22 protein-coding genes are annotated in these 22,699 nt (G+C 48.7%); 17 read left to right on the top strand and 5 right to left on the bottom strand.

Features of this window, described 5'->3' with window-relative positions; all coding sequences use genetic code 11:
- The first annotated feature begins 84 nt into the window (after nucleotides 1-84).
- The 11 genes from C557_RS0104550 (at nucleotide 85) to C557_RS25650 (ending at nucleotide 11,852) form a co-directional block, all read left to right on the top strand.
- Nucleotides 85-1,632 (top strand): extracellular solute-binding protein, encoded by a 1,548-nt coding sequence (locus C557_RS0104550; protein WP_018750646.1) that lies wholly within the window; start codon nucleotides 85-87, stop codon nucleotides 1,630-1,632.
- 79 nt (nucleotides 1,633-1,711) lie between these two features.
- Nucleotides 1,712-2,680, top strand: a complete 969-nt coding sequence (locus C557_RS0104555; RefSeq protein WP_018750647.1) for an ABC transporter permease — start codon at nucleotides 1,712-1,714, stop codon at nucleotides 2,678-2,680.
- Between the two features lie 52 nt (nucleotides 2,681-2,732).
- Nucleotides 2,733-3,608: a carbohydrate ABC transporter permease gene (locus C557_RS0104560; RefSeq protein ID WP_018750648.1), complete on the top strand. Its 876-nt coding sequence runs from the start codon at nucleotides 2,733-2,735 to the stop codon at nucleotides 3,606-3,608.
- Nucleotides 3,609-4,071: 463 nt separating this feature from the next.
- Nucleotides 4,072-5,184 (top strand): Gfo/Idh/MocA family protein, encoded by a 1,113-nt coding sequence (locus C557_RS0104565; RefSeq protein WP_018750649.1) that lies wholly within the window; start codon nucleotides 4,072-4,074, stop codon nucleotides 5,182-5,184.
- Nucleotides 5,184-6,074 (top strand): carbohydrate ABC transporter permease, encoded by an 891-nt coding sequence (locus C557_RS0104570; RefSeq protein ID WP_018750650.1) that lies wholly within the window; start codon nucleotides 5,184-5,186, stop codon nucleotides 6,072-6,074. The genes C557_RS0104565 and C557_RS0104570 overlap by 1 nt, the downstream gene beginning before the upstream one ends.
- A gap of 11 nt (nucleotides 6,075-6,085) precedes the next feature.
- The gene (locus C557_RS0104575) at nucleotides 6,086-6,928 is read left to right on the top strand and encodes a carbohydrate ABC transporter permease (RefSeq protein ID WP_018750651.1); all 843 of its coding nucleotides are present in this window, start codon (nucleotides 6,086-6,088) and stop codon (nucleotides 6,926-6,928) included.
- A gap of 57 nt (nucleotides 6,929-6,985) precedes the next feature.
- Entirely contained in the window at nucleotides 6,986-8,338 is a 1,353-nt protein-coding gene (locus tag C557_RS0104580; RefSeq protein ID WP_018750652.1) for an ABC transporter substrate-binding protein, read from the top strand.
- Nucleotides 8,339-9,097: 759 nt separating this feature from the next.
- Nucleotides 9,098-10,117, top strand: a complete 1,020-nt coding sequence (locus C557_RS0104590; RefSeq protein ID WP_018750654.1) for a LacI family DNA-binding transcriptional regulator — start codon at nucleotides 9,098-9,100, stop codon at nucleotides 10,115-10,117.
- A gap of 136 nt (nucleotides 10,118-10,253) precedes the next feature.
- Nucleotides 10,254-10,868: a helix-turn-helix domain-containing protein gene (locus C557_RS0104595; RefSeq protein WP_018750655.1), complete on the top strand. Its 615-nt coding sequence runs from the start codon at nucleotides 10,254-10,256 to the stop codon at nucleotides 10,866-10,868.
- A gap of 161 nt (nucleotides 10,869-11,029) precedes the next feature.
- Nucleotides 11,030-11,698, top strand: a complete 669-nt coding sequence (locus C557_RS0104600; RefSeq protein ID WP_018750656.1) for a phosphatase PAP2 family protein — start codon at nucleotides 11,030-11,032, stop codon at nucleotides 11,696-11,698.
- Between the two features lie 43 nt (nucleotides 11,699-11,741).
- Nucleotides 11,742-11,852 (top strand): DUF6809 family protein, encoded by a 111-nt coding sequence (locus tag C557_RS25650; RefSeq protein ID WP_420805388.1) that lies wholly within the window; start codon nucleotides 11,742-11,744, stop codon nucleotides 11,850-11,852.
- Nucleotides 11,853-11,986: 134 nt separating this feature from the next.
- On the opposite strand, the gene C557_RS0104605 is transcribed toward C557_RS25650, so the two are convergent.
- Both C557_RS0104605 and C557_RS0104610 read right to left on the bottom strand, forming a co-directional pair.
- Complete coding sequence (locus tag C557_RS0104605) at nucleotides 11,987-13,849, bottom strand: leucine-rich repeat domain-containing protein (protein WP_018750657.1); 1,863 nt, start codon at nucleotides 13,847-13,849, stop codon at nucleotides 11,987-11,989.
- A gap of 177 nt (nucleotides 13,850-14,026) precedes the next feature.
- The gene (locus tag C557_RS0104610) at nucleotides 14,027-14,932 is read right to left on the bottom strand and encodes a helix-turn-helix domain-containing protein (protein WP_018750658.1); all 906 of its coding nucleotides are present in this window, start codon (nucleotides 14,930-14,932) and stop codon (nucleotides 14,027-14,029) included.
- A gap of 217 nt (nucleotides 14,933-15,149) precedes the next feature.
- Here C557_RS0104610 and C557_RS0104615 point away from each other — a divergent pair, with 217 nt between their 5' ends.
- The 4 genes from C557_RS0104615 (at nucleotide 15,150) to C557_RS22935 (ending at nucleotide 18,978) form a co-directional block, all read left to right on the top strand.
- Entirely contained in the window at nucleotides 15,150-15,752 is a 603-nt protein-coding gene (locus C557_RS0104615) for a carbohydrate-binding family 9-like protein (protein ID WP_018750659.1), read from the top strand.
- A 138-nt stretch (nucleotides 15,753-15,890) separates the two neighbouring features.
- Nucleotides 15,891-16,751 (top strand): sugar phosphate isomerase/epimerase family protein, encoded by an 861-nt coding sequence (locus C557_RS0104620; protein ID WP_018750660.1) that lies wholly within the window; start codon nucleotides 15,891-15,893, stop codon nucleotides 16,749-16,751.
- A 177-nt stretch (nucleotides 16,752-16,928) separates the two neighbouring features.
- Nucleotides 16,929-17,939 (top strand): Gfo/Idh/MocA family protein, encoded by a 1,011-nt coding sequence (locus C557_RS0104625; protein WP_018750661.1) that lies wholly within the window; start codon nucleotides 16,929-16,931, stop codon nucleotides 17,937-17,939.
- 118 nt (nucleotides 17,940-18,057) lie between these two features.
- Nucleotides 18,058-18,978 carry a divergent polysaccharide deacetylase family protein gene (locus C557_RS22935; protein WP_018750662.1) on the top strand — a complete coding sequence of 307 codons (921 nt, stop codon included), beginning with the start codon at nucleotides 18,058-18,060 and terminating at the stop codon, nucleotides 18,976-18,978.
- Here the strand turns inward: C557_RS22935 and C557_RS0104635 are convergent.
- Nucleotides 18,965-19,615 (bottom strand): N-acetylmuramoyl-L-alanine amidase family protein, encoded by a 651-nt coding sequence (locus tag C557_RS0104635; RefSeq protein WP_240472928.1) that lies wholly within the window; start codon nucleotides 19,613-19,615, stop codon nucleotides 18,965-18,967. The two genes, C557_RS22935 and C557_RS0104635, sit on opposite strands and share 14 nt — an antisense overlap.
- Nucleotides 19,616-19,840: 225 nt before the next feature.
- On the opposite strand from C557_RS0104635, the gene C557_RS0104640 reads away from it, so the two are divergent.
- Nucleotides 19,841-20,068, top strand: a complete 228-nt coding sequence (locus tag C557_RS0104640; protein ID WP_018750664.1) for a YqzE family protein — start codon at nucleotides 19,841-19,843, stop codon at nucleotides 20,066-20,068.
- 435 nt (nucleotides 20,069-20,503) lie between these two features.
- Here the strand turns inward: C557_RS0104640 and C557_RS24825 are convergent, their stop codons facing one another.
- A complete protein-coding gene (locus C557_RS24825) occupies nucleotides 20,504-21,193 on the bottom strand; it encodes a hypothetical protein (protein ID WP_154656138.1) in 690 nt (229 codons plus the stop codon).
- Nucleotides 21,194-21,248: 55 nt separating this feature from the next.
- Here C557_RS24825 and C557_RS24830 point away from each other — a divergent pair, with 55 nt between their 5' ends.
- Nucleotides 21,249-21,602: a hypothetical protein gene (locus C557_RS24830; protein WP_169338201.1), complete on the top strand. Its 354-nt coding sequence runs from the start codon at nucleotides 21,249-21,251 to the stop codon at nucleotides 21,600-21,602.
- A gap of 132 nt (nucleotides 21,603-21,734) precedes the next feature.
- Here C557_RS24830 and C557_RS0104650 read toward each other — a convergent pair whose 3' ends face one another.
- Complete coding sequence (locus tag C557_RS0104650; protein WP_018750666.1) at nucleotides 21,735-22,697, bottom strand: YqhG family protein; 963 nt, start codon at nucleotides 22,695-22,697, stop codon at nucleotides 21,735-21,737.
- Between the last annotated feature and the right edge of the window lie 2 nt (nucleotides 22,698-22,699).

The raw sequence follows: 22,699 nt of genomic DNA on the forward strand, positions 1-22,699 counted from the left end.
TGAGCAAATGATTGTTTCTGAAATGCTTCAATGAAATGTAATGTGAAGGAGTAATGATTATATTTCATTGGAGGTCAAAACGGTATGAAAAACAAATCTTTCACCCTCTTGCTGACCGCGATTCTGACGCTAAGCCTTGTGCTGGCTGGTTGTGGAAGCGGCAACAATGTAGGGGGCAACGGCAGCGCAGCGACAACAGATACGGCTCCGTCGACCGCGGAGGATCAGTCTGAAGCGCCGCAAGGGCCAACGGAGATTACGATTATGCTTCCGCTTAACACGTCCGAAACTCCACCAGATACCATTAAGACCGAGCTTGAGAAATTAACAAACACGAAGCTGACATATCAATTTTTCCCCGCAGATACGTACGAAGAGAAATTAAACACCGCTTTTGCGACAAGCTCTCTGCCTCAAGTTACCTACCTCAAAAATCAGACTACATTTATTCAGATGAAGGAAGCTATTAAAGATGGACAGTTCTGGGAAATCGAACCCTACCTGGGCGAATTCCCGAACCTGAGCAAGATGAAAACTGAAATTCTGAACAATACCAGGGTCGACGGCAAGCTGTATTCGCTGTACATCGGCAGACCGTTGGCTCGGCAAGGCATGATTTACCGCAAGGACTGGGCGGATAAGCTGGGGATATCCGCACCGGCTAACGTCGATGAATTGTTCGAGATGGCCAAGGCATTTACGGAACAGGATCCTGACGGCAATGGACAGAAGGATACCATCGGACTTGTTGACCGCAATGAACTGGTTTATGGAGCGTTCAAGACGGTCTCCGCCTGGTTCGGTACACCAAACAATTGGGGAGAGAAGGACGGAAGCCTGCAGCCGGAATTCATGTTCCCGCAATATGTGGACACCATGGACTTTTTTAAGAAGCTTCGTGATAACGGTTACATGAATCAGGACTTTGCAGCAACAAGCAAAACGGATGCTGTTAACATGTTCACCAGCGGTAAGGCCGGTATGTATATCGGCGGTTCCATGCAGGATATCGACTCGCTGAACAAGGATTTGATCAAGAACGCACCTGATGCAGTGCTGGATACGCATAGCATGGTTGCCGGAAAAGACGGAGCATTTGCGCAATGGATGATTCCGGGCTATAACAATATCGTCTTGTTCCCCAAATCCTCGGTGAAGAGCGAGGAGGAGCTCAAGAAGCTGCTGGCGTTCTTCGACAAGATGATGACACCTGAAGTAGCCAATTTGATGTATTGGGGCATCGAAGGAACGCATTATACGGTAGTGGATGGCAAGGCCAAGGTGACGGACGACAAGGAATTGATCGAACGGGAAGTGAAGCCGTTCAAAGACAGCGTAATCGGTGAATTTGAGACGAACGGAATGTATGAAAGCTATAACACCTTGCCTGGGCGGATTCATGCGGAAGAGCTGATTAAGGAAAATGTGAAGGTTGGGGTGCCAGACCCAACAGCGGCATTGGATTCGCCAACCTATACGTCAAAGGGTGTAGAATTGCAGCAAATTATTACCGATGCCACTTACCAATATATTTATGGCCAAATTGATCAGGCCGGCTTTGATCAGGCCGTGGAGCAGTGGAAATCTCGCGGTGGGGACAAAATTATTGAAGAATACAACGCCGCCAAATAAATGAATGACTGGGCAGGCTATCGGAGCAAATTCTCCATAGCCTGCTCAAATGAATTATGAAGCAGAGAGGAAGAGACACATGCAGGAAGCAACCGCTCCGTCGACCGCTGGACCGGGGCTCAAGCCTCGCAAACGCCGGAATACAGGTGAGCTCCAAAGGCGGATATGGCGAAACAAATGGCTTTATGTCATGCTGCTGCCAGGATTGATTTATTTTATCATTTTCAAATATTTGCCCATGTACGGACTAATCATCTCCTTCCAGAACTATAAGCCTTATAACGGGATTATGGGCAGTGAATGGGTTGGCATGGAGCATTTTAAACGATTGTTCACAGAACCGGATTTCCTGAACATTTTGATGAATACCATTATTTTGTTCGCGCTTAACCTGTTTATTTATTTCCCGGTGCCGATTATATTGGCACTCATGCTTAATGAATTGCGGGGCAGCTTCTTTAAACGGTTGTTCCAGACGCTAGTCTATTTACCGCATTTTATGTCATGGGTCATTATCGTTTCGATTACCTACGTCATGGTGACGATGGATGGCGGCATCATTAACGAGCTGCTCGTTTATCTCGGCTTCGAGAAGATCAACTTCTTGCTGAATCCCGATTGGTTCAGGCCGATCTACATTCTTCAAGTCATATGGAGAGAAGCAGGTTGGGGAACGATTATTTACTTGGCGGCTATTGCGGCCGTCGATCCGGGATTGTATGAAGCAGCCCGGATGGATGGGGCGGGTCGGCTCCGTCAGGTTTGGCATATTACACTTCCGGCGATTCGGGGCGTGATTATTACACTGTTCATCTTGAAGATTGGGCATGTTCTTGATCTTGGGTTCGAGCACGTGTATCTGCTGCTGAATTCAATGAACCGCGGAGTTGCGGAGATCATTGATACTTACGTATACACTGCCGGATTACGGCAGGGGCAATATAGCTATAGTACAGCGATTGGGTTCTTCAAATCGATTATTGGCTTGATTATGGTTATGCTGGTCAATAAAATATCCAAGAAAATGGGAGAAGAGGGCGTTTATTAATGCTTGTCCTAAAGAGTAAGATATCAGCCCCGAGAAGGTTGGAGGAGTTCAAATGGTAGAGGATAGATCCATTGCCGGCAGAGTTTACGCTGCCATTAATTTTACACTGTTGGCCATCATCGCCCTGATTACAGTGCTGCCTTTTATCCATGTCGTAGCTGGTTCGTTCACGACGAATGCGGAGCTGGCGGCGAATAAATTCGTATTGATCCCGAAGGTGTGGAGCCTGGAGGCTTATAAATTCATCTTCTCGACGAATACGATATTCAAAGCTATGGGTGTATCGATTGGCGTTACGTTGTTCGGTACTGTGTTCAGCATGATGCTCACGGCGTTGATGGCTTACGCCTTGGCCCGGAAAGATCTCGATGGCCGCAAGACGATCAATTTCATGGTTGTATTTACGATGTTGTTCAATGGCGGCTTGATTCCTACGTTTCTGGTCGTGAAGGAGATGGGGATGATCGACTCCTATGCCTCGCTAATCATCCCGTCAGCGATCAGTGCCTTTAATATGATTATTCTGAAAAATTTCTTTCAAAACATTCCCGAAGGCTTGGAGGAGTCGGCCAAAATTGATGGCTGCAGTGACTTCGGTATTCTCTTCCGGATTGTGCTGCCATTGTCCTTGCCCGCTATTGCAACGATCTCCTTGTTCTATGCAGTGACGTATTGGAATACCTATATGTCGGCTATTCTGTATTTAAATGATAGCGCAAAATGGCCCATTCAAATCTTGCTCCGGCAAATTGTCGTGCTTGCAAGCGGACTGGACCATAGCTCGACATTGGACGGCACGGTGCCCCCTCCCGATCAGACAATCAAGATGGCAGTTATCGTGGTGGCGACCATACCGATTCTGCTGGTGTATCCGTTCCTGCAAAAGCATTTTGCCAAAGGAGCTCTGCTGGGCTCGATGAAAGGCTAGTATTTAGTGATTGCCAGAATGGTGGTGATCCATTAGGCCCTAGAAAAATTTTGCGCCATTCAAGCCCTCGAATTGTCTTTGTGACAATTCGAGGGTTTTTTACGTTGTCAAAGAGTATAAACCAGGAAAGCGCTAACAACTGCAAAAAATAACCGTTGACTTTCTCAAAAGAAATGTAATAATAAAGTTAATAAAAATTTGCCGCAAATAATTAATATTTACTACGCAAATTTCAAAGGAGTAGAGAATTCGATCTTGCTTTTTGCTACAGAATGGGATTTGCGCTGTTCCTTGGGAATCAGTACTTCAAGAGGGTGTTTGGTCAGGTTGTGCAGTAGGTAGTAGCAAAATATGGAGGGATAATGCTTGTTTTTATCCCTTGAGAAGCTATTCGCGTCAAATAATATGGCAATAAGACAATCTATTATTTGCGGCAAAAAATAAGAAAAGGAGTATGACAACTATGGGCAAGATCAGAATGGGGTTTATTGGTGTTGGCGATATGGGTTCGCATCACTGCATGGGATTTGACCGACTGGAAGAATGTGAGGTGCGGTACATATGCGATATGAATGAGTCGAATGTGGAACGGACACTCAAAGAACTGCGTCATAGCAGCCCAACCATCTGTTCCGACTATCATGATTTGCTGGGCAAGGAGGATCTGGATGCGGTCGTCATCAGCGTACCGAACTATATGCACCGGCAAATTGCGGTTGCGTTTCTGGAAGCCGGAAAGCATGTATTTCTGGAAAAGCCGATTGCTCATACCCTGGAGGATTGCGACGCTATCATTACAGCGGCGGAGAAGCATGAGCGGGTGCTGCAAATCGGGCTGGTCTACCGTTACTCCAACCTGTACCGCAGAATGGCGCATGAGATTGGGGAGAAGCGGTTAGGCGATGTAAAAATGATGTGGTGTAAGGAATTCCGCGATTCATTCCCGCCAGCCGATTGGTTTTATGACAAATCCAAATCGGGGGGGTCCATTGTTGAGAAGGATTGCCATCACTTTGATATCTTCAACTGGATGATTGGAGCCACCCCGGTTCGAGTGTTTGCTTCCGGGGGACAGCACATCATTAAGCAGGGGCAGAGAAATCTGATTCAGAATTCTTACAGCCATTATCCAGCAAAATATATTGACGATTCTTCTGTAGTCGACCATGCCTTCATCACTATTGACTATGATAACGGAAGCAAGGCGAACCTGGGTCTATGTCTGTACCTCAAGCCACGGAATCTATCGGATGATGGCCTGGAATTCGGTCTGATCGGCAGCAACGGGGCTCAGATGCTGGCTAGAAATGACAAGACTATCGACATTACAGGCGGACATGATTGCAGCCGTGATCATCTCGAAGTGGATGTGACCTCCGATTCCATCGAAGGTGGACACACGGGCGGGCAAACACAGCGTATTGATTTCCTGGAATGTATACGTACGGGCAAGCAGCCGTTTGCCAGCGCTCAGGTAGGCCGAAATGCTTTGCTAATCGCCTTGGCCGCAGAGAAATCCATCGTTGAGGAACGTTATGTGTATGTACAGGAACTCCAAGACCACGGGGTGTTGTGATGATTACTTCGAGTAGAAAAGATACGCTGGGCTTTTTTCTATTCATTATGCCTTGGATGGTCGGTTTCTGCGTCTTCTTCCTGGTTCCCTTCGGTACTTCTGTCTTCTATGCATTTACAGACGCCAAGCTGCCGGGTTCCACCGATTATCAATTCGTTGGCATCAGCAACTTTATAGAGATGCTGAAAAGCCCGATTTTCGCCAAGAGCGTGTTCAATACAATGTACTTCGTGCTGCTCGGGGTACCCATCGTGACCGCAGGCATGCTGCTGCTGGCTACACTATTGAATTTCAAGGTGAAGGGTATCGCTTTGTACCGGACATTTTATTACCTGCCTACACTTGTGCCTATCGTAGCCACGGTCATTATATGGCGGCTGGTATTTAATGCAGAGTTCGGAATATTGAATGCTGCTCTCGGTATATTTGGTGCCGACAAGATTGATTGGCTAGGCGGTGAGCATACCATCAAGCCGGTCATTATCTTGCTTCAGGTATGGATTTCCGGTAGTGGGGTGCTGATCTTCCTGGCTGCTTTGAAGAATGTCCCCCGACACTTGTATGAAGCAGCGGAAATTGATGGAGCAAGCCAGGTTCGGCGATTCTTCTCCATTACGCTGCCGATGATCAGCTCATCCATTCTATTTGTTGTCATTATTCAAACGATGTATAACTTCCAGATGTTCACGGAGGCGATGCTGCTATCGAAGGGCGGACCCAACTATGCTTCCTATACCTTTGTTTATAACATCTATAAATCGGCCTTTACCGATTTGAAATTCAGTATGGCCATGGCTCAATCAATCTTCCTGTTTGTACTCATTGCCCTGGTGACCACAACGCTTATGAAATTATCCAATCGGTATGTTTATAATGAATCCGGAAATTAGGGGGCACATCGATGAGTGAAGGACGCAAAAGCAGGCTTTCTATGACGATAACCAAATACTTCTTGCTGACAGTGACATTGCTGTTGTTTGTTGGCCCGTTGGTGTGGCTGCTTTCTACGATGATGAAGACCAAGGCGGAGACCTACAAGGTCCCTCCGGCTATACTTCCCGAGCAGCTGACATTTGAGGCCTTTGAACGATTATTCGCCGTACAGCCGTTGATGTGGCGCTGGATTCAAAACTCTTTCAGCATCTCCATCATTGTCGTGATTGGCGTTGTTCTCTCCAGTTCGATCGTTGCTTATGGGTTTGCCAGGTTCAAGACCAAGTACAAAGACAAGCTGTTTTCGGTTGTACTCATCACTTTGATGATTCCGCCATCTATTATGATGATCCCATCCTATGTTTTGTACACGAAGCTTGGGTGGATCGACACCTGGCTGCCTCTGACCGTTCCAGCCTGGCTTGGAAGCGCATACTACATCTTCTTATTTCGTCAATTTTTCATGAGCATTCCTATGGAGCTGGACGAGGCGACTTATCTCGATGGCGGCAATCGCTGGACAGTCTATACCAGGGTCATCATGCCGTTGTCGAAGCCGATTATTATCACTACCGTTATTTTATCCTTCGTTAATTCCTGGCTTGATTTTCTGGGGCCCTTCCTGTACCTCAAGGACAATTTGAAGTTTACGCTCAGCGTTGGACTACAGTTGCTTATCGGACAGACCAGTCAGGATTTCCCGGCACTGGCGGCCGGAGCCTTCATCAGTATCATCCCGATCGGCCTGCTCTACTTCTTCGGTCAACGTTACATTGTTGAGGGGGTGGTGCTGACAGGAACCAAGGGATAACTCGGCTAAATCGTTGGTATTTTGTTGTTTCCATACTATCCATAGGGGGAATTTTGCATGAAAACAAAGCGCAAATGGCTATTGGGGAGTTTGAGCCTGCTCTTGACTTTGGTTCTTAGTCTAACGGGCTGTTCCCAAGCAACAAATCAACCTGCGGCAGAGCCGAATAATTCCGCCGGAACGGGCGCTACTGCGGCTGAACCTGTAAGCATTACTTATTCCCAGTGGGGAACCGCCGAGGAATTGCAACGGGTGCAAGAACTGCTGGATCAATTTATGGAGGCCAATCCGGACATTAAGGTCAAGCTGGAAGGCAAGGATTGGGGCAGTTATTGGGACGGTCTGACAGCCAATGCGGCTGGCGGCACCCTTCCTGATGTGTTCAAGACAAGCTACGCGTACATCGAAAAATATGCTGAACTGGGCATCTATAAGGAGCTGGACACCTTACTTGCAGACGGCGGATTCAATTTGGAAAACATCGATGGCAGTTTGCTTAGCCTGCATCAATATCAAGATAAACAGGTATCATTGCCAATAGACGGGAATGTCATTGTCTGGTATTACAATAAGGGCCTGTTCAATGATGCCGAACGGAATCCTAAAAATGCACCTGTACCCTCTCTGGAACCCACTTGGGATGAAATCATCGAGATTGCTACGAAAATGACGATTGATAAAAACGGCAAGAGTGCGGACGAAGAAGGCTTTGATGCCAAAAATATCGTCCAATGGGGAATGTCCATTTCTCCAGGCTCTTCTATGGACTGGTTCCTTGAACCGGAGCTATGGTCAAATGGAGCTAAATTAATGAATGATGATGGTTCGCTGGCTCTGGATACTCCGGAGGCCAAGGAAGTCATGGAATTGTTCATCAATGTGACCAAGAACAAGAAGATCAACACGACTCCGGCTCAGATTGAGGGACTTGGGGGCCAGGTTAACCTGAGCATTACGACAGGCAAGGTAGCCATGAACCCGGGCGGCAACTGGAATACGACGAACTATCAAGAGGCGGGTATCGATTATGGCATGACTTATTTGCCTAAATTCAAAACCACTCAAACTGTCGTTCAGCCAGCAGGGGTAGCGATCAGTGCCAATACGAAGCATGAAGCAGCCGCCTATAAGCTGCTCTCTTGGTTGGCTGGTCCGGAAGGGCAAATTGCTTTGGCCAAACAAGGGTACTCCTTGCCAGCCAATAAAGAGGCGGCAGATACTTATGTAGAAACAGCAGGGGAAGCGAACCAAATTTTCCTGGATGCGCAGAAGTTTGGCATTATCTCGCCATTTACGGTGAAGAAAACGGATCTAGTATGGACCTATGGGGAGCAAATGTTGAAGCTCCCGCTGTCTGGCGAAGGGGATCTGGATGCTGCCATTTCGGAGCTGGCGACGCAAATACAGTAAAAGTGTGGTGAACAATAAGGGCCTACGGCCGATATGGGCTTACACTCGCTGTTAAACCCGGATTTTTGGAATTAATTAAACCTGACAAGGTTAAAATTCGGGTTTAAAGGCGACCGCTTCGCTGCTTCAGCTCCATATCGGCCTGTCGGCAAAAATTGTTCACCACACTTTTAAACGTCATCAACAGTAAAATACAGAAAAACCACCAAGCCATGTCGGAAGGGGAAGCCCCAGATATGGCCTGTTCTTTGCCCAGGCAATCTTGACATATGATGATAAGAAATGTAGAATAAATTTGCCGCAATTTTTCTCTTTTTTTGAGTTATATTATATATGTGTTCTATATTATAAAATTGAAGTTGAGCAATGGGATAAGCAGATTGTGCAAGCGATAATGAAATTCCGCAGAAGCGATAGGAAAGCCAGATTAGCAGAGGAAAGGGAAGAAAGCAGAGGACACCTGACTTCAGGGGCCTCAGGGTTCATCCTAACTCAACCCAACTTAACGGGAAAAGGTCCTGTTAAATGATTTCATATAGCAGAAATAGGTTGTTTATATGGATTTTGTCCTGCTAATTGTCATAAATTGATCGTTTTGGCGGAAAAACCTTTAAATTAACATGAGAATTTCCCGCTAAACCTCTGATTTGGTGAAAATACGCTGAATTAGCGTGAGGAATTCCCATTAGAGGGACATTCAGCTGGGTTCAGCTATATAGATATTATTGCGACGGGATTGCAGAGAGGAATAGAACAAAGATGGCGACATTAAAAGATATTGCCGAGCAAGTAGGAGTGTCAATCTCAACGGTATCACGAGTCATGAAGAATGATAGCAACCGCTCCGTCAGCGAAGAGACACGGCGCAAAATTTGGGAAACCGCCGAGCAAATTGGTTATAATACGCAGCGAGCCAACAAAGCCAAAAAGCAGGCGCTCAAGCTGAGCTACCGGGTAGGCTGTATCGTGGCGATGCCTCAAAATAAGTACAATAATCCGTATTTCTCCATTATTCTGGAGGGAATCGAGAAGGAGCTTACCGCATCCGGGATGAGACTGGAGTTCGTGCACAGTCTGGAGAAGCAAGGCGATCTCCAGCAATTGCAGGCGCTGGTGAAGGAGCATCGTCCGGATGGTGTGCTAATCGTCGAGCGTATTGAATACGAGGCCTACAAGTGGCTTCGGGAGAACGTAGGCGTCATTGTTGGCATCGACCTGGCGGATAAGGAAATTCCGACGGTTCGTTATGACCGGGCATCCGCAGCGAAGGAAGCGGTCCAGTATCTGATTTCCCAAGGACACCGGCAAATTGCTTATATCGGTGGTGCGGAGCTGGGCGGGGACTTCCGAAAAGAAAGACGTTATCTGGGTTACCAAAGCGCAATGCAAGAGGCCGGACTGACGATCAACGACGATTGGGTTATCGATGTGAAGTGGGATGTGGCGTTAAGCTACGAACTGACCAAGCAAGCCTTCGAGAGCCACGGGAACTGGCCGACGGCGATCTTCTCGGCAAGTGATATGATGGCGATTGCTGCCATGCGGGCGGCGACGGAACGCGGGCTTAAGATTCCTGAGGACATTGCCTTCTTTGGAGTGGATAATATTGAAATCTCCGAGTTTACTTCGCCTCCATTGTCTACTATCCATGTTCCCAAGCTGGAAATGGGCATGTTCGCGGTCAAGATGCTGCTCGATTATTTAGAGAATCGCTATGCTATTCCGGTCAAGCTGATGATCCCCTACAAATTAATGCTTCGTCACTCCTCGGGCAGTTAATAAGCTGCCTGGAGGAGTTTTTTGTTTTATAGTAGCAATGGGAAAAGTATTTTCGGACTTTGCTTATTTTGTAGTCTTTATTATTTTTCAATACCATTTATAATTGTATGATTAACATTAAGGATAGAGGTTACCTATGGAATTTAATGAAAAATTGCAGCAGCTAAGAAAAGAAAAATCAATGACACAAGAACAGCTTGCTGAAGAATTGTTTGTGTCCAGAACAGCTATATCAAAATGGGAAACTGGCAAGGGATATCCAAACATTGATTCGCTTAAAGGCATATCAAAGCTTTTTTCTATATCTATTGATGACTTGTTGTCGGGGGAAGAATTGATTTCTCTGGCCGTAGATGAAAACCGCACAAATATAAAAAAGATTTTTAGCCTGATATATGGTGTACTGGATTTGATGGCTCTTGCCTTCTTATTTCTTCCACTCTTTGTGCAGCCTGATGGCGAAGTTATTCGAGCAGTAAACTTATTTGTATTTAGCGACGGTTCCTCTATTACCCGTATAATATACTTTACCTTACCTATCTCAATGGCCGTACTTGGCATTGTTGAATTAGCTATACAATATTTCAATAATGAAAAATGGCTGAATGCCAGCAAAGTTATATCTATACTTTTGCAATCTTTCGCCATACTTGTATTCATCAATACGCAGCAGCCTTATGCCACATCATTAGTTTTTATGTTCTTTATGCTGAAGGTAGTCCTTTTAATACAGGGGAATCGCATTAAATAAATGACATAAAGTCTTGTACAAAGCCCTTTGACACGAAAAGTGTCAGAGGGCTTTTTTGCCGTTGTGACGATTAGTTTCTGGAATGTCTCTATGCTTGATCGCACGATAAGGATGTGGCTAGCGCACAGGAACGCAAAATACAGAAAAGGAAGAATGCTATTATGAAAAAAGGAAAACACTTTATTTTTGCTGGAACATTACTCTTGCTATTTGTTTTACTCACAGTGGGAGCTTTAACAATTAATGTTAGCCCCATCGGGCCAGAGAAATCCGTTGTTGCATTTTCTACCCTAAATAGCTCCATGCTCCAACTAGTTGGAGAAAATAGAGGAAACTTAGTTTGGTATCGTATCACAGATTGGCTTGGTGTTGTAGCTATCCTTGTTGCGTTAGGTTTTGCAATATTGGGATTTGTACAGCTATTCAAAAGAAAAAGTATCAAAAGTGTGGACAGCGATATTCTTGTGCTTGGGGTGTTTTATTTTGTCGTGATGGCTTCGTATATTTTTTTTGAAATCTTCATTGTTAATTATAGACCCATTCTTTTAGGTAGTGCATTAGAAGCATCCTATCCATCTTCCCATACGATGATTGTGCTATGTATCATGGCTACCGCAATTATGCAGTTCCATATACGGATTAAAAATAAACCCATAAGAATAACAGCAGAGGTCATATCTGCTGCTGTAATTGCAGTAACGGTGATTGGGCGTTTCATTTCCGGGGTGCATTGGTTCACTGATATTATAGGCGGCTTGTTATTAGGCTCTGCGTTTATTATGTTTTATTATGCAACGGTTAAGCAACTATCAACAAACGAGCAACGCTAAATTTTGCCGATTGCTATTGAGCTACCCCTAAACGAGCTATAAAATTTGCGACAGCGCCAACAGTATGCATGTGGAGGCTGCATTCCTGCATGGGTTCAAGCTTGGCGCAAACCTGCTTATCGAAGTAATGAATAGTCGGGATAAGATGATGTAAAGTGATTAAGTGAATTGTGCCTATGAAAAGCGAATGTAGCAGTATCCTTCAAACCATCTAGTTGCAGTTGGATAACGTTGAAGGCAAGGGCTGCTTGTTCGCTTTTCTTTTTTCTCATCTAAAACACAGGTTAGTTAATACACATGAACATCTTCGCTTAACACCGATGCATTTCTTACCGGGTTGCCTGTCAGATAAAGCTTTTTCAAATTAGACAACTGGATCAGCGGCTGCAAGTCGGTTATGGCATTGTTCTCCAGATGAAGCTCCTCTATTTGTTGCCAGCCCTCCATAAAGGCCAGCGACTGCATGACACTATCCTGCATGGAGAAGGAGCGTAGCGAAGTCAACCCGGCAAAGTAGGGCAATACTTTGTCTACCTCGTTGATATATTCACCATCGACTCGAAAAGAAGGCTTAGTCAGCCGCAGCTGCTCCAGCGTCGAATTTGCAATGGGATTTTTTTCATCCAGAGTGAATACACATTCGTTGCAATCCAGTGTAGTGACCTGTTGTAATGCAAACAACTCATCTACTCCTTCTGCAAAAAACATATCATGCAGCACAAGTGTATGCATGTTCTTCAATTGATTCAGCGCTGGAATATCCACAAGAGGATAGGCCTCGCTAATCGTCAAATGCTCCAGCTTAGGGAAGGACCGGAGTAACGACAAAGGCATTTTCTTGTCGCTGGCATTTACGGTTAACGAGAGTAGAGCAGGGGCATCCAGTTGTGCGACAAAGGCAATCGGAAGCTCTGCCTTGGTTAAATGCGTCAGTTGCAGTTCTGCGGCCTTGCCATAATACCCTTGTAAAGAAAGTTCCTTCAGCGAGGGCAGAGTATTCAGGACATCCACTTGATCCAGTTGATGTACGGAGGACAAGTAGACCCGGGTCAGGGACTTCTTGTCGCGTAATGCCTCCAGACTGGAAATATCGCTGTTTGTTAACTCTAATAGCTGCAAAGCGGGCATGTTGGCCACAAAATCCAGCGTTTTCAAATTGGAGTCAAAGCGAAGGCGCAGTTCTTCCAGTGCGGTCAGCCCATACAAGGCATTGAAGTCAGTCGCCTCACTATATTCGATAGCTAAAGACTTTAAATCTGTCATGGCGCCAATCCAGTTGAGATTATCCAGCCCTGTGACGGTCAAGCTGTCCAAGGGCAGTTGACCAAGCAAATGAAAGTCTGTTACTGATTCATCCACATAAGTCAGATTTAGTGAGTGCAGGTTCTTAAAATCAAGTAATAGCGCAAGTTCAGCATTGCTGCGTATTTGTGTCGTGAGTGATTGCACGCGCGATTTGTCCCCCAAATAGGCTGCGGCCTGCTGGAAAGACTCATTAAAGCTCCCGCCAAAGCTCTTTAGATGTTGCAAATGAGCTAAACTAAGCGATTCAGATTTGTTAATTTCATAGGTATTATTCAACTCAAGCGACGTAAGACCAATAAATGCTTCAAAATCCTTTTGCTCGATACGCTGAGTATTTAACTGTTTGTCTTGCATCACATAGACCTGCGGGGCGCTGCTTCCATTGGTTGATGGGTCCTGCAGGCTGTATGTAAAATGCCACTGATTATCGATATATTGCACCGAAAGAGAGCTTATGCGGGCCAGGTCCTCGGTGGTGGGCTGTGCCTTCCCCTTGTCCAGAATTTGCTGCACAAAGGAGAGAAGCACTTGGCTCTCCGGTATTGTGCGCACCGCAGTCACCCGCACCTCTTCCTGTCTGACCGAGGTAGCGCTATTAAAAAAAATATAAGCCAAGAATCCAGCCATTATAACCAGAACCAGGACTGCAATCCATTTTGTATTTAGTGTAGACCGCACCTTAGCGGGCGTTGTCCCGTAATAATTGTTAATAGTCTGGTCCACATGGTACACATGATTCTTCTTCATGATTAGCTCTGTATTACAGAAGGGACATTGGAACATATCGTCATTTTTCTGATTGATTTGGCCCCCGCAATTTGGACATTTTAACTGGATAAGACCCATGCTCCACTCTCCTCACACCTGTTTACTCTTTTTATAGAGGTAATTCAAAAAAATGATTTTTAAACACGCACTTATACCGGTTGTATTCTGCTAATTAAATTGTACGAAGTGTGACAAAAATGGTTGCACCACAAGCAGCCTCTGCTGCTGAAAATAAGCCGATAGTCGCAGTGCTTTCTACAAAATACTGGACAGCTTGCGGTAAGCGCGGGGGGATATGCCCTCGTTGGCCCGGAATAGTCGGCTGAAATGATGAATATCCGGGTAGCCCACCCGGGCGCCCACTTCCTCGATGGTCCACTCCGTATCCCGAAGCAGCCTGCACGCCTCGCGATGCCGAATCCCCCTGACGAATTCTCCAGGAGGAACGCCTACCACCTGCCGAAACAGCTTCGCGGCATGATCAATACTCATTTGCAATTCGGCAGCGATCCGCCGGTTGGACCAATCCTCGGCCGGAGCTGCGTCAATCCGCTGCGTCAGCCGCTCGATTCGCTCGCCATGCTCTGATACACCGGCGATTCGCCGGGTCATTTGTGAGCGCAGCAGGCGAGCGAGTATTTCCAGCATCAACCCTTTGCACACCAACTCATAACCCAGATCTCGCCTGGAGAATTCATGAATAAGCTGCACCATAAATTGTACGCACTCCAGGGACGGGGTATAAAGCGGATCGGTGGAGAAGGCAGGACCTCCCCCGAGGTTTGGCTCAGCAGCCAGCTTGTCCCAGACCAATTCATCCTCTCCCACAATCAAATCTTCTTCTCTGCGAATCATCAACTCGCCAAAAAAATCAAAATGGATGCCCAGCAGTTTGGTTTTTGGCCCAGCCACGATTTTGTTCTGGTGATATCTCCCGGGGGACAGGAAGATAAGTTGTCCCGCAGACAGCACATAACGTTGCTCAGGCATGGTTGTTACCAGTTCTCCTTGGGCCACATAAAGGAGTTCAAAATCATAGAGCCTTCTCACCGGGAACTGGCAAGGGGGCAGGGTCTGGAATTGGGCGTAATGGATGCCTGGCGACCAGGCCGTGAAGGGGGCGTCTAGCGTCTTGACGGCGGATGCGTACTCCTCGTTCATCAGGTGGTTCCTCCTTATGCTGCACTTATCCTAATCCCATTTTATATTATCACGGAATAATACAAAAATTATCTTTTTGCACTAAATAATTATTTTCACAAAATCAATATAATTAAGGATATATAAAAAGAATATCAATTTAAATATCTGAGGTAAATTAAAAACGGAAAAATACAAATAGGAGGTGGTTGTAACGATTTTACAGGTAGGCATCCACGTGCCGATCTACTTGTGCGAGCAGCTTGTGATAGACCAGCAAGCGAGTATCCCTTGGGATCAAATCACACCTGTTCCACTGGTTGATACAGTAACGGGCGGCGCGGTCCAGGAAGCAACAGAGGTGCGTGCTTGCTGGACAACCGAGGCGTGGCATATTCAATTCCGGTGCAAGGATTTATATGCGATATCCCACTATGAGCATCGAGACGACCCGCTGTATGAGCAGGATGTCGTGGAAGTGTTCATTGATATGAGCGGCGAAGGATGGCGCTACATCGAAATCGAGGTCAGCCCGTCCAATGTCATCTTCGATGCCTGGGTTGAGCGGACTGAGGGTGGAACCGTTCGAGCGGATACCTCCTGGAACATGGAGCGGTTAGTCACCCGTGTTGTTCCTGTGGAATATGGACGAATCTATGAATTACGGCTGCCATGGGAGGAATTTGCTCCAGCCCCGGTGGCGGGGACGGAGTGGAGAGTTAACTTCTATCGCATTGATGAACAGCCGGACGGAACAAGAGAGTATCAGGCGTGGGGGCCAACGGGAGAGGTTAATTTTCATATCCCCGCCCATTTTGGTCGGATGCAATTTGTGATATAACATTTCGGCTCAAACTAAAAATCAGTGCTTGACAACAGGGCTCTATAGAGCAGGGGGTCGTAGGGATTCTGGAGAAACTTAATTCGGTTTTGAGCCAACATTCCGTTTATATAAATTTAGAAACTGGAGGAATCGATGATGAAAAAAGGGATTAATATTTGGTCCTTCCCTGAAGGGACTACGATTGAGGAAAGCATTCGCGTAGCTAAAGCAGCCGGGTTTGAAGGGATTGAGCTGTCCCTCAATGAAGACGGTGAGCTTGGGCTGAAAACAACGGATAAGGAGGTCCAGCAAATCCGCCGACAATTGGATGAGGAGGGTCTGGAAATCTGTGGTCTGGCGACCGGCTTGTATTGGTCCTATTCCATGACCAGTGAGCAGGAGTCGAGTCGGATCAAGGCGGCCGATATCTGCAAGAAGCAGTTGGAGCTGGCGGCAGCGCTGGGTGTGGATGCGATTCTGGTTATTCCAGGAGCGGTTGGTGTGGACTTTAACCCGGGGTCTGAGGTTGTCCCTTATGATAAAGCTTACGACCGTGCGCTCGAAGCAATCACCAAGCTGGCTGCCGAAGCTGAAAAAGTAGGCGTCTCTATCGGGATTGAGAACGTATGGAATAAATTCCTGTTATCCCCGCTGGAAATGCGTGGATTCCTCGATGCTGTAAATTCCCCTTATGTGGGCTCTTATCTGGATATCGGCAATGTGCTGTATTCGGGGTACCCGGAGCACTGGGTCCGGATTCTCGGTTCCCGCATCAAGAAGGTACACTTCAAGGATTACCGTCGTGAAGCGGGTGGACTGCACGGATTTGTGGACCTGCTGGCTGGCAATGTGGACTATCCGGCTGTCGTCGCTGCCCTCCAGGAGGTAGGCTATACGAATTACGTTACCGCTGAGATGATTCCGCATTATGAGCATCATGCGCATCAAATTATTTACAATACCTCAGCGGCCATGGACGCCATTCTGGGAAAGGTAGTTCAAAAAGTCATCTTTTGATCACGAAGTGGCTCAGGGAGCAAATTCGGCGTCGAATCTTGAATTCAGCCGGGACTTCCGTTGCTCACGTAGATCTGTCTACGCTCCGCTACTCAGTCCCTGGCTTCATCCAACCTTCTCGGTGCTGAAAACCTGATTTTTTGAACACTCACTATTTTATTTCAAGGAGGAAACCATATGTTGAAGATTGGACTGGTTGGCTTCGGCTTTATGGGCCGTATGCATTTCGATAATTATGTACGACTGATGAATGAAGGTCAGCAGATTGAATTGGTGGCTATCTGTGATTTGATTATTGATGAATTGAAGGACAGCAAAGCGGGCGGTAATATGTCTACGGGCCAGGAGGTCTATGATCTGTCCGCCTACCGGTTATATGATGATATCGAGAAGATGCTGGCTGCGGAGGAACTGGATATGATCGACCTTGCGGTTCCGACCTATATCCATGCGGAGATGGCTTGTTCCTTGCTGGAGCGCGGTTACCATGTGTTTTGCGAGAAGCCGATGGCCCGCCATTCTGTGGATGCGCGCAAGATGGCCGATACGGCCCGCAAGCATGACAGAAAGCTGATGATCGGTCAATGTCTGCGCTTCTGGCCAGGTTATGAATATTTGAAGGCAACGATTGAGGAGGAACGCTTCGGCAAGGTGACGGCTGGCTATTTCTATCGCGGCTCGGAGGCGCCGAAAAATTGGTTCCTGGATGAAAGCTTAAGCGGCGGCGCCCTGCTGGATATGCATATTCATGATTCCGATATGATCCAGTGGCTGTTCGGCACACCTGAGAAGGTATCGACCCTCGCCCGCAACGTCATTCCGGGCAGCGGCTATGACATTGCCTCCACACATTATGCCTATCCGGACGGCCAGGTCATCAACTCGCAAGTGGATTGGACGCTGGAAGGGGATCACGGCTTTTACATGGGCTATCGGGTTAATTTCGAGCAAGGCAACCTCGTATTTGACGGCGGCACGGTAACGGTTAATCCTAACGATCAGCCGGGCTTCAAGGCGGAGCTGCCTGCGGAAGACGGATATTATCGTGAGTTGAAGCACTTTATCGGAGCTATCAAGAACCATGCAGACATCGTGATTTGTACACCGGAAAGCGCGGCGGATTCGGTGGCCCTGGTGGAAGCAGAAGAGCAATCGGCCAAGGCTGGGGGCGCCTGGGTTAATCTGTAATGCAGTCATCGGACAAGCTGAGCCTTGGCCAATTCAGAATTCCTGTCCGGGTTATGGGCAAATAACGCATGTTTCCCGAAAGGGACAGTCATACTAGCATGGAGGAGGCGTGATGTCCATGCTAGTCAAGACAAGATGTTTAACCTTCATAATTGTAGCTGCCTTATGTGTTGGTAGCGAGCTGCAATTCCTTCTGCCGACGGCGGAAGCATCGATCCCTGCGCTGCTTCCGCCGTCTAGTTCTGCTGCTGCGGTGAAGTCCAGATTGATTGTGCCGGGGCAGGATTTGCAGGTCAAGACGGGGAAGGGAGTAGAAAAGTCCCGCAAGCTGGTAGTCATTATTGATGATTTGGGCAACGACATGGGGGGGACGGAGGAAATGCTCTCCTTGCCAGTTCACTTGACGGTTGCCGTCATGCCCTTTCTGCCAACCTCGCGAGAGGATGCGCTCCGGGCTCATGAGCTTGGGCATGATGTGCTGGTGCATCTGCCGCTGGAGCCCAAGCAGGGGCGGCCGGAATGGCTGGGTCCCGGTGCAATCCTCACGCGGATGACGGATGCTGAAGTCAGACAACGGGTAGAAGCTGCGATCGATCAAGTCCCTTATGCCATTGGGATTAACAATCATATGGGCTCCAAGGTGACCGGAGACGACCGCGTGATGTCCGTCATTCTGGAGGTTTGCCGAGAGCGTGGACTCTTCTTCGTCGACAGTAAGACTAACTATCGTTCCGTTGTTGGACGGCTAAGCATGGAGAAGGGGCTGCCGCAACTGGAGAATCATCTGTTCCTGGATGATTTGCATACCGAGAACCATATGGCGGGCCAGCTGCGTAAGGCCCAGCAAATGCTGGAGACACGCGACAACTGCGTGTTGATTGGACATGTTGGTGTCCATGGCCGGAAGTCCGCTGCTGTATTAAAGAAGTACATTCCGATACTGCAAGCTGAGGGTGTGGAGTTTATCGGCATTCGCCAGCTTGCTCAGGAACAAATCAGCCCCGGAGTCTCTCCGGGACCGGGGTTTACATTACCGTAAGGTATTCCATGATGCCATGATACAATGCTTCGGCAATTCTCTGTTGACCGCGTCCATTCGTTAGAAGGGCGCGGTCTTCTGCATTACTCAGGAAGCCAGTCTCTACGATGACGGCTGGACAGTCGATGTGATTCAGCAGATAAAACGGCTTGCCCAACTCAGGGATGCGGGACACTTTGGCGTTTGGCTCATAAAGCCGTGCCAGGGATTGTTGAATGGAATTCGCCAGAAAGGCGCTTCGGCCTTCATTCTGATGCAGCACCAGCGGGCCGCGTTTATTTTTGTTCTTCCCCCAATTGACATGCAGACTGACCACGATAACCGCAGGCACCTGCTCGCTTAGCTCCTTGCGCTGAGCCAGATCTCTGAGATGGCGGGAACGGGTACGTGACCAGCGATTATCATCACTCAGGGCATAATCGCCCGTGCGGTTCAGGATGGCACGGAAGCCATGGCTGCGCAGCACAAGATACAGTCTGCGCCCGATGTCTAAATTGATGTCCTTCTCCAGAATCTGCTGGAAAGAGGTCCCTCCGTCGATTCCACCATGTCCCGCATCAATCAGAATGACCGGCTCGGGGAAGGCATGCCGGAAGTCGTTGTCGCCTTCCGCTCTTGCGACCGGCACTCCCCCCATGAAGGCAAGTGGAAGCATGATCAGCAGGGCGAGCAAAATAAGGGCAATTCGTCTCATAAATCTCACCTTTCATGCGGTTTGGCTTGTTTATTCACCATGCTTCCTATAGATTGAGCCTAGGCGGGGCAAATCATGCATGTAGGGGAGTGAGCCGAGGTTAAAAAATGACCGACCCGGACACACTGATAGTAAAAGAACAGCTACAGCGTAAAGGAGGTGATCTCCATGGCTAAAGGTGATGAGCTGGTCAAATATATTACGGAGCGTGTAGTGGATTATGTGGAGACGCCGCGCGAGGTGCGCCGTGAACGCTCCAAGCCCAGGGAGCCCTGGACACAGCGTTGGTTCGGCATGATTCCGTTCTCCCTTTCTTTATGGGCTAAGGAATTGCCCAAGGTGAACCGGAGGAAGGAAAAAGGACAGGAAACCGAGTCGAAATCGGAACACAGCTAGCAGCTAGTTGTGAGGATGTGTATCTATGATAAGCTGGAGAAAAGAAAGACAGAACAAAAAGCAGGCCCTCAGTGTTTCCCATTAGGGAAGCAGGGGCCTGCTTTTGTGTATGGTTATTTAAAGTGCGAGTTCAAAAAGTCGGGTTAACAGGAGCGAAGCTTAGGCTTCCGATGTGCGTTTTTTCAAAACGCTTGAGCTCCGATGAAGCCAGGGAGCGGAGGGTCGCAGGGATTCTGAAAAAACGGAGTGGTCGCCTTTGTGAATGGATTTCTACATCATTATTGGAATTTAGGAAATAGAGAAATCTATGAACAACAGCGATTGGAAGAACCCTACGAACCCGCCTCCCCTTCGCCCAAACGTCAACTACTGATTTAGTTTGGAACCGAATTTCCTTCTCGAAACAGCTTCGCCCTGGGAAGACGCCTTTTTGAACTACCTCTTAAACGTGGTAAATTTGCCGTTGTTGGTCAGGGCATCGAGCGCGATAACACGTATTGTGCTGTCCGAGCTGGTGACAACGTACACAGCATTCCCCGGGTCGGAGGGTTGAGAGCTGCCTCCGGTCCAGGTCTGATAGCCATACACGGCCAGCGGGAACGAGTAGGTCCGGTCCTGCCCGGAGGTGGCATAGACCAGTTGCTTGCTGGCTTTGAGCTTGGCGATAAAGCTGTTGGTATCAACTGCGACGGATTCCCCGGTCATCCACAGCAGGTTGTCATAAGGGTCGAAGCGCTCGGCAGTCAGCGCGAGACGTCCGGGAGCAAGCGTGCTGCGGCTGCTTGCGGCCAGCCGGGGCGGCGCATACTTCGCCGCCTGCTTGTCCCAGCTACCCGGGGTCTCGGGTAGCCATTCGCCGTCGGCAGCATTGACGTATTGGGGTTCGCCCGTATCCTGGCGAACCATCCACGCGGTCAATGCCGGGCCGGCGTAGAGCGGGACGGCGTTGCCGCGTCCCGCTTCGGCTGCGCCGAGGCCGCCATTGCGGAGCGCGGCCTCAAGCAGGGCCTGGTCGAATACGGCATAAGTGCCGAAGCCGTATTCGACCAGCTTGTAATCTCCGCGCGCCGTAGCGGAGATGATGAGGTAGCCGCGCGCCGCCGAGGCTGGCGGCGGTTCGGCCATATCCCCGCCCGGTGCCGCTGCGCCCGGCGGGGTGATGGTCACGAGCCAGCTATGGGTGCCCGGACCGAGTGGCTCGATGTTGGCGCTGGCGCCGGCCCATGCCGTGAAGGGCTCGGCGGAGGCGAGCTTGCTGATGGCATCTGCCGCAAAGCGGCGGAGCTCCTCAGGCGCTTGCTCGCCGTTTAGCCGGGCAAGGGCGTCTTCCAGCCCGGACTCGCTACCCGCAGCCAGACGGGCTGTGCCGCTTGCTGCCTGGGCGGCCACGGCGGCGGAGCTGCCGCTGTACGGTAAAGCTGTCGCACTATATATCATCGTAGCGCACAATAGTATTTTACAGGTGATCGACCACGTCATTTCCGGTTTTCCGATGGGCATGTTTGTCGCCTCCCTAGGGATTAATCGGTGCTAATTGCCGTGAGACATTGGCTGCTCGTCCATTGTACCGAAGCCGGTGAGAAAAGGATGTTGCAACCTGTCGCGCGGCGCCGGATGGATCCGCTTCTATTTTTGCGGTCTTTTAGCGAGTCAGGTCTATTTCTGGTCAGCGTGGCGAACGTAGATGAAAGATGCCGCAGCCCAAGGCGGATACGACAATTCTCGGCTCGTACTGCCAGCGTATTTCGCTGCGTCTGGCTTCGTATTGCTCCTGTGCGCCTGCGGCCCGCTCGGGATCGGGGTCCTTAAGCAGATCGCGGTAGTAGGCGTCGATGAGGGTTAACTCATCGCTTAGCCGTTCTCTGGCTGCGGTCGCCCAGCTCTCGTCATAGCTCTCCAGCTTGGCGGCAATGGTTGCCTCCAAGACTTGACGACCTTCGTCTAGCGTCAACTCGGTGGGCTCGATATGCACGTTCTCGGGCAGACGAGGGGAGAGCTTCGTAGCTGCCAGCCGGTCCTGGAACGATTCATCCAGTTTCCCGCTGAGCAAGGAAATCCCGTAGTTGTGCAGTTCCTCTCGCTTCATATCACAGCAGAACTCGACCTTGAAGCAAACGCCCAGCCATGGTTCATAAGCGGCAGGCAACAGAGACAAGCGCTGGCGGGCCGCAGTCTCTTCAAAAAGATAGACATATCTTCCACCGCGCCGGGCGGCTTCAAAAATTTGCTTAAGCCTCGGGCTGCCGAAGGTCAACTCTTCCCGTTGAATTCGGCCGGGTCCAAGTATGGGCAGCGGTCTGACCCCGCCAAAATAGCGGCCCAGAAGGCTGTCTTCCTCAGAAGCTTCCGCTGAAGGAGATTCCCCCTTTTTATTCGCCGTGGCTTGCGCTTTCTTCTCGGCCGCCTGGTATTGCTCAGGATTAAAGATAAACGAGAAGGACATGGTCTCCGGCTCCGCCCCGGTCCGCTCAATGAATCCCCAATAGTAGGGACGATTCGTCAGATCGCGGTCAGCACGGGGGGATAGCTTGACCGTGACGTGATGCGGCGATTTCTCCAGGATTTTGCATTCTGTCGCTTCCAGATAGGTCATGACAAAATCACGAATTTGTTCCTGGGTCATGGACATGT

Source organism: Paenibacillus sanguinis 2301083 = DSM 16941 (genome assembly GCF_000374825.1).
In the GTDB taxonomy this organism is placed as follows: Bacteria; Bacillota; Bacilli; order Paenibacillales; family Paenibacillaceae; genus Fontibacillus; species Fontibacillus sanguinis.

Bases quoted from the DNA above. Each gene is read 5' to 3' on its own strand.
- C557_RS0104550 (WP_018750646.1), top strand. From the start codon at position 85: ATGAAAAACAAATCTTTCACCCTCTTGCTGACCGCGATTCTGACGCTA.
- C557_RS0104555 (WP_018750647.1), top strand. From the start codon at position 1,712: ATGCAGGAAGCAACCGCTCCGTCGACCGCTGGACCGGGGCTCAAGCCT.
- C557_RS0104560 (WP_018750648.1), top strand. From the start codon at position 2,733: ATGGTAGAGGATAGATCCATTGCCGGCAGAGTTTACGCTGCCATTAAT.
- C557_RS0104565 (WP_018750649.1), top strand. From the start codon at position 4,072: ATGGGCAAGATCAGAATGGGGTTTATTGGTGTTGGCGATATGGGTTCG.
- C557_RS0104570 (WP_018750650.1), top strand. From the start codon at position 5,184: ATGATTACTTCGAGTAGAAAAGATACGCTGGGCTTTTTTCTATTCATT.
- C557_RS0104575 (WP_018750651.1), top strand. From the start codon at position 6,086: ATGAGTGAAGGACGCAAAAGCAGGCTTTCTATGACGATAACCAAATAC.
- C557_RS0104580 (WP_018750652.1), top strand. From the start codon at position 6,986: ATGAAAACAAAGCGCAAATGGCTATTGGGGAGTTTGAGCCTGCTCTTG.
- C557_RS0104590 (WP_018750654.1), top strand. From the start codon at position 9,098: ATGGCGACATTAAAAGATATTGCCGAGCAAGTAGGAGTGTCAATCTCA.
- C557_RS0104595 (WP_018750655.1), top strand. From the start codon at position 10,254: ATGGAATTTAATGAAAAATTGCAGCAGCTAAGAAAAGAAAAATCAATG.
- C557_RS0104600 (WP_018750656.1), top strand. From the start codon at position 11,030: ATGAAAAAAGGAAAACACTTTATTTTTGCTGGAACATTACTCTTGCTA.
- C557_RS0104605 (WP_018750657.1), bottom strand. From the start codon at position 13,849: ATGGGTCTTATCCAGTTAAAATGTCCAAATTGCGGGGGCCAAATCAAT.
- C557_RS0104610 (WP_018750658.1), bottom strand. From the start codon at position 14,932: ATGAACGAGGAGTACGCATCCGCCGTCAAGACGCTAGACGCCCCCTTC.
- C557_RS0104620 (WP_018750660.1), top strand. From the start codon at position 15,891: ATGAAAAAAGGGATTAATATTTGGTCCTTCCCTGAAGGGACTACGATT.
- C557_RS0104625 (WP_018750661.1), top strand. From the start codon at position 16,929: ATGTTGAAGATTGGACTGGTTGGCTTCGGCTTTATGGGCCGTATGCAT.
- C557_RS22935 (WP_018750662.1), top strand. From the start codon at position 18,058: ATGCTAGTCAAGACAAGATGTTTAACCTTCATAATTGTAGCTGCCTTA.
- C557_RS0104635 (WP_240472928.1), bottom strand. From the start codon at position 19,615: ATGGGGGGAGTGCCGGTCGCAAGAGCGGAAGGCGACAACGACTTCCGG.
- C557_RS0104640 (WP_018750664.1), top strand. From the start codon at position 19,841: ATGGCTAAAGGTGATGAGCTGGTCAAATATATTACGGAGCGTGTAGTG.
- C557_RS24825 (WP_154656138.1), bottom strand. From the start codon at position 21,193: ATGGCCGAACCGCCGCCAGCCTCGGCGGCGCGCGGCTACCTCATCATC.
- C557_RS0104650 (WP_018750666.1), bottom strand. From the start codon at position 22,697: ATGTCCATGACCCAGGAACAAATTCGTGATTTTGTCATGACCTATCTG.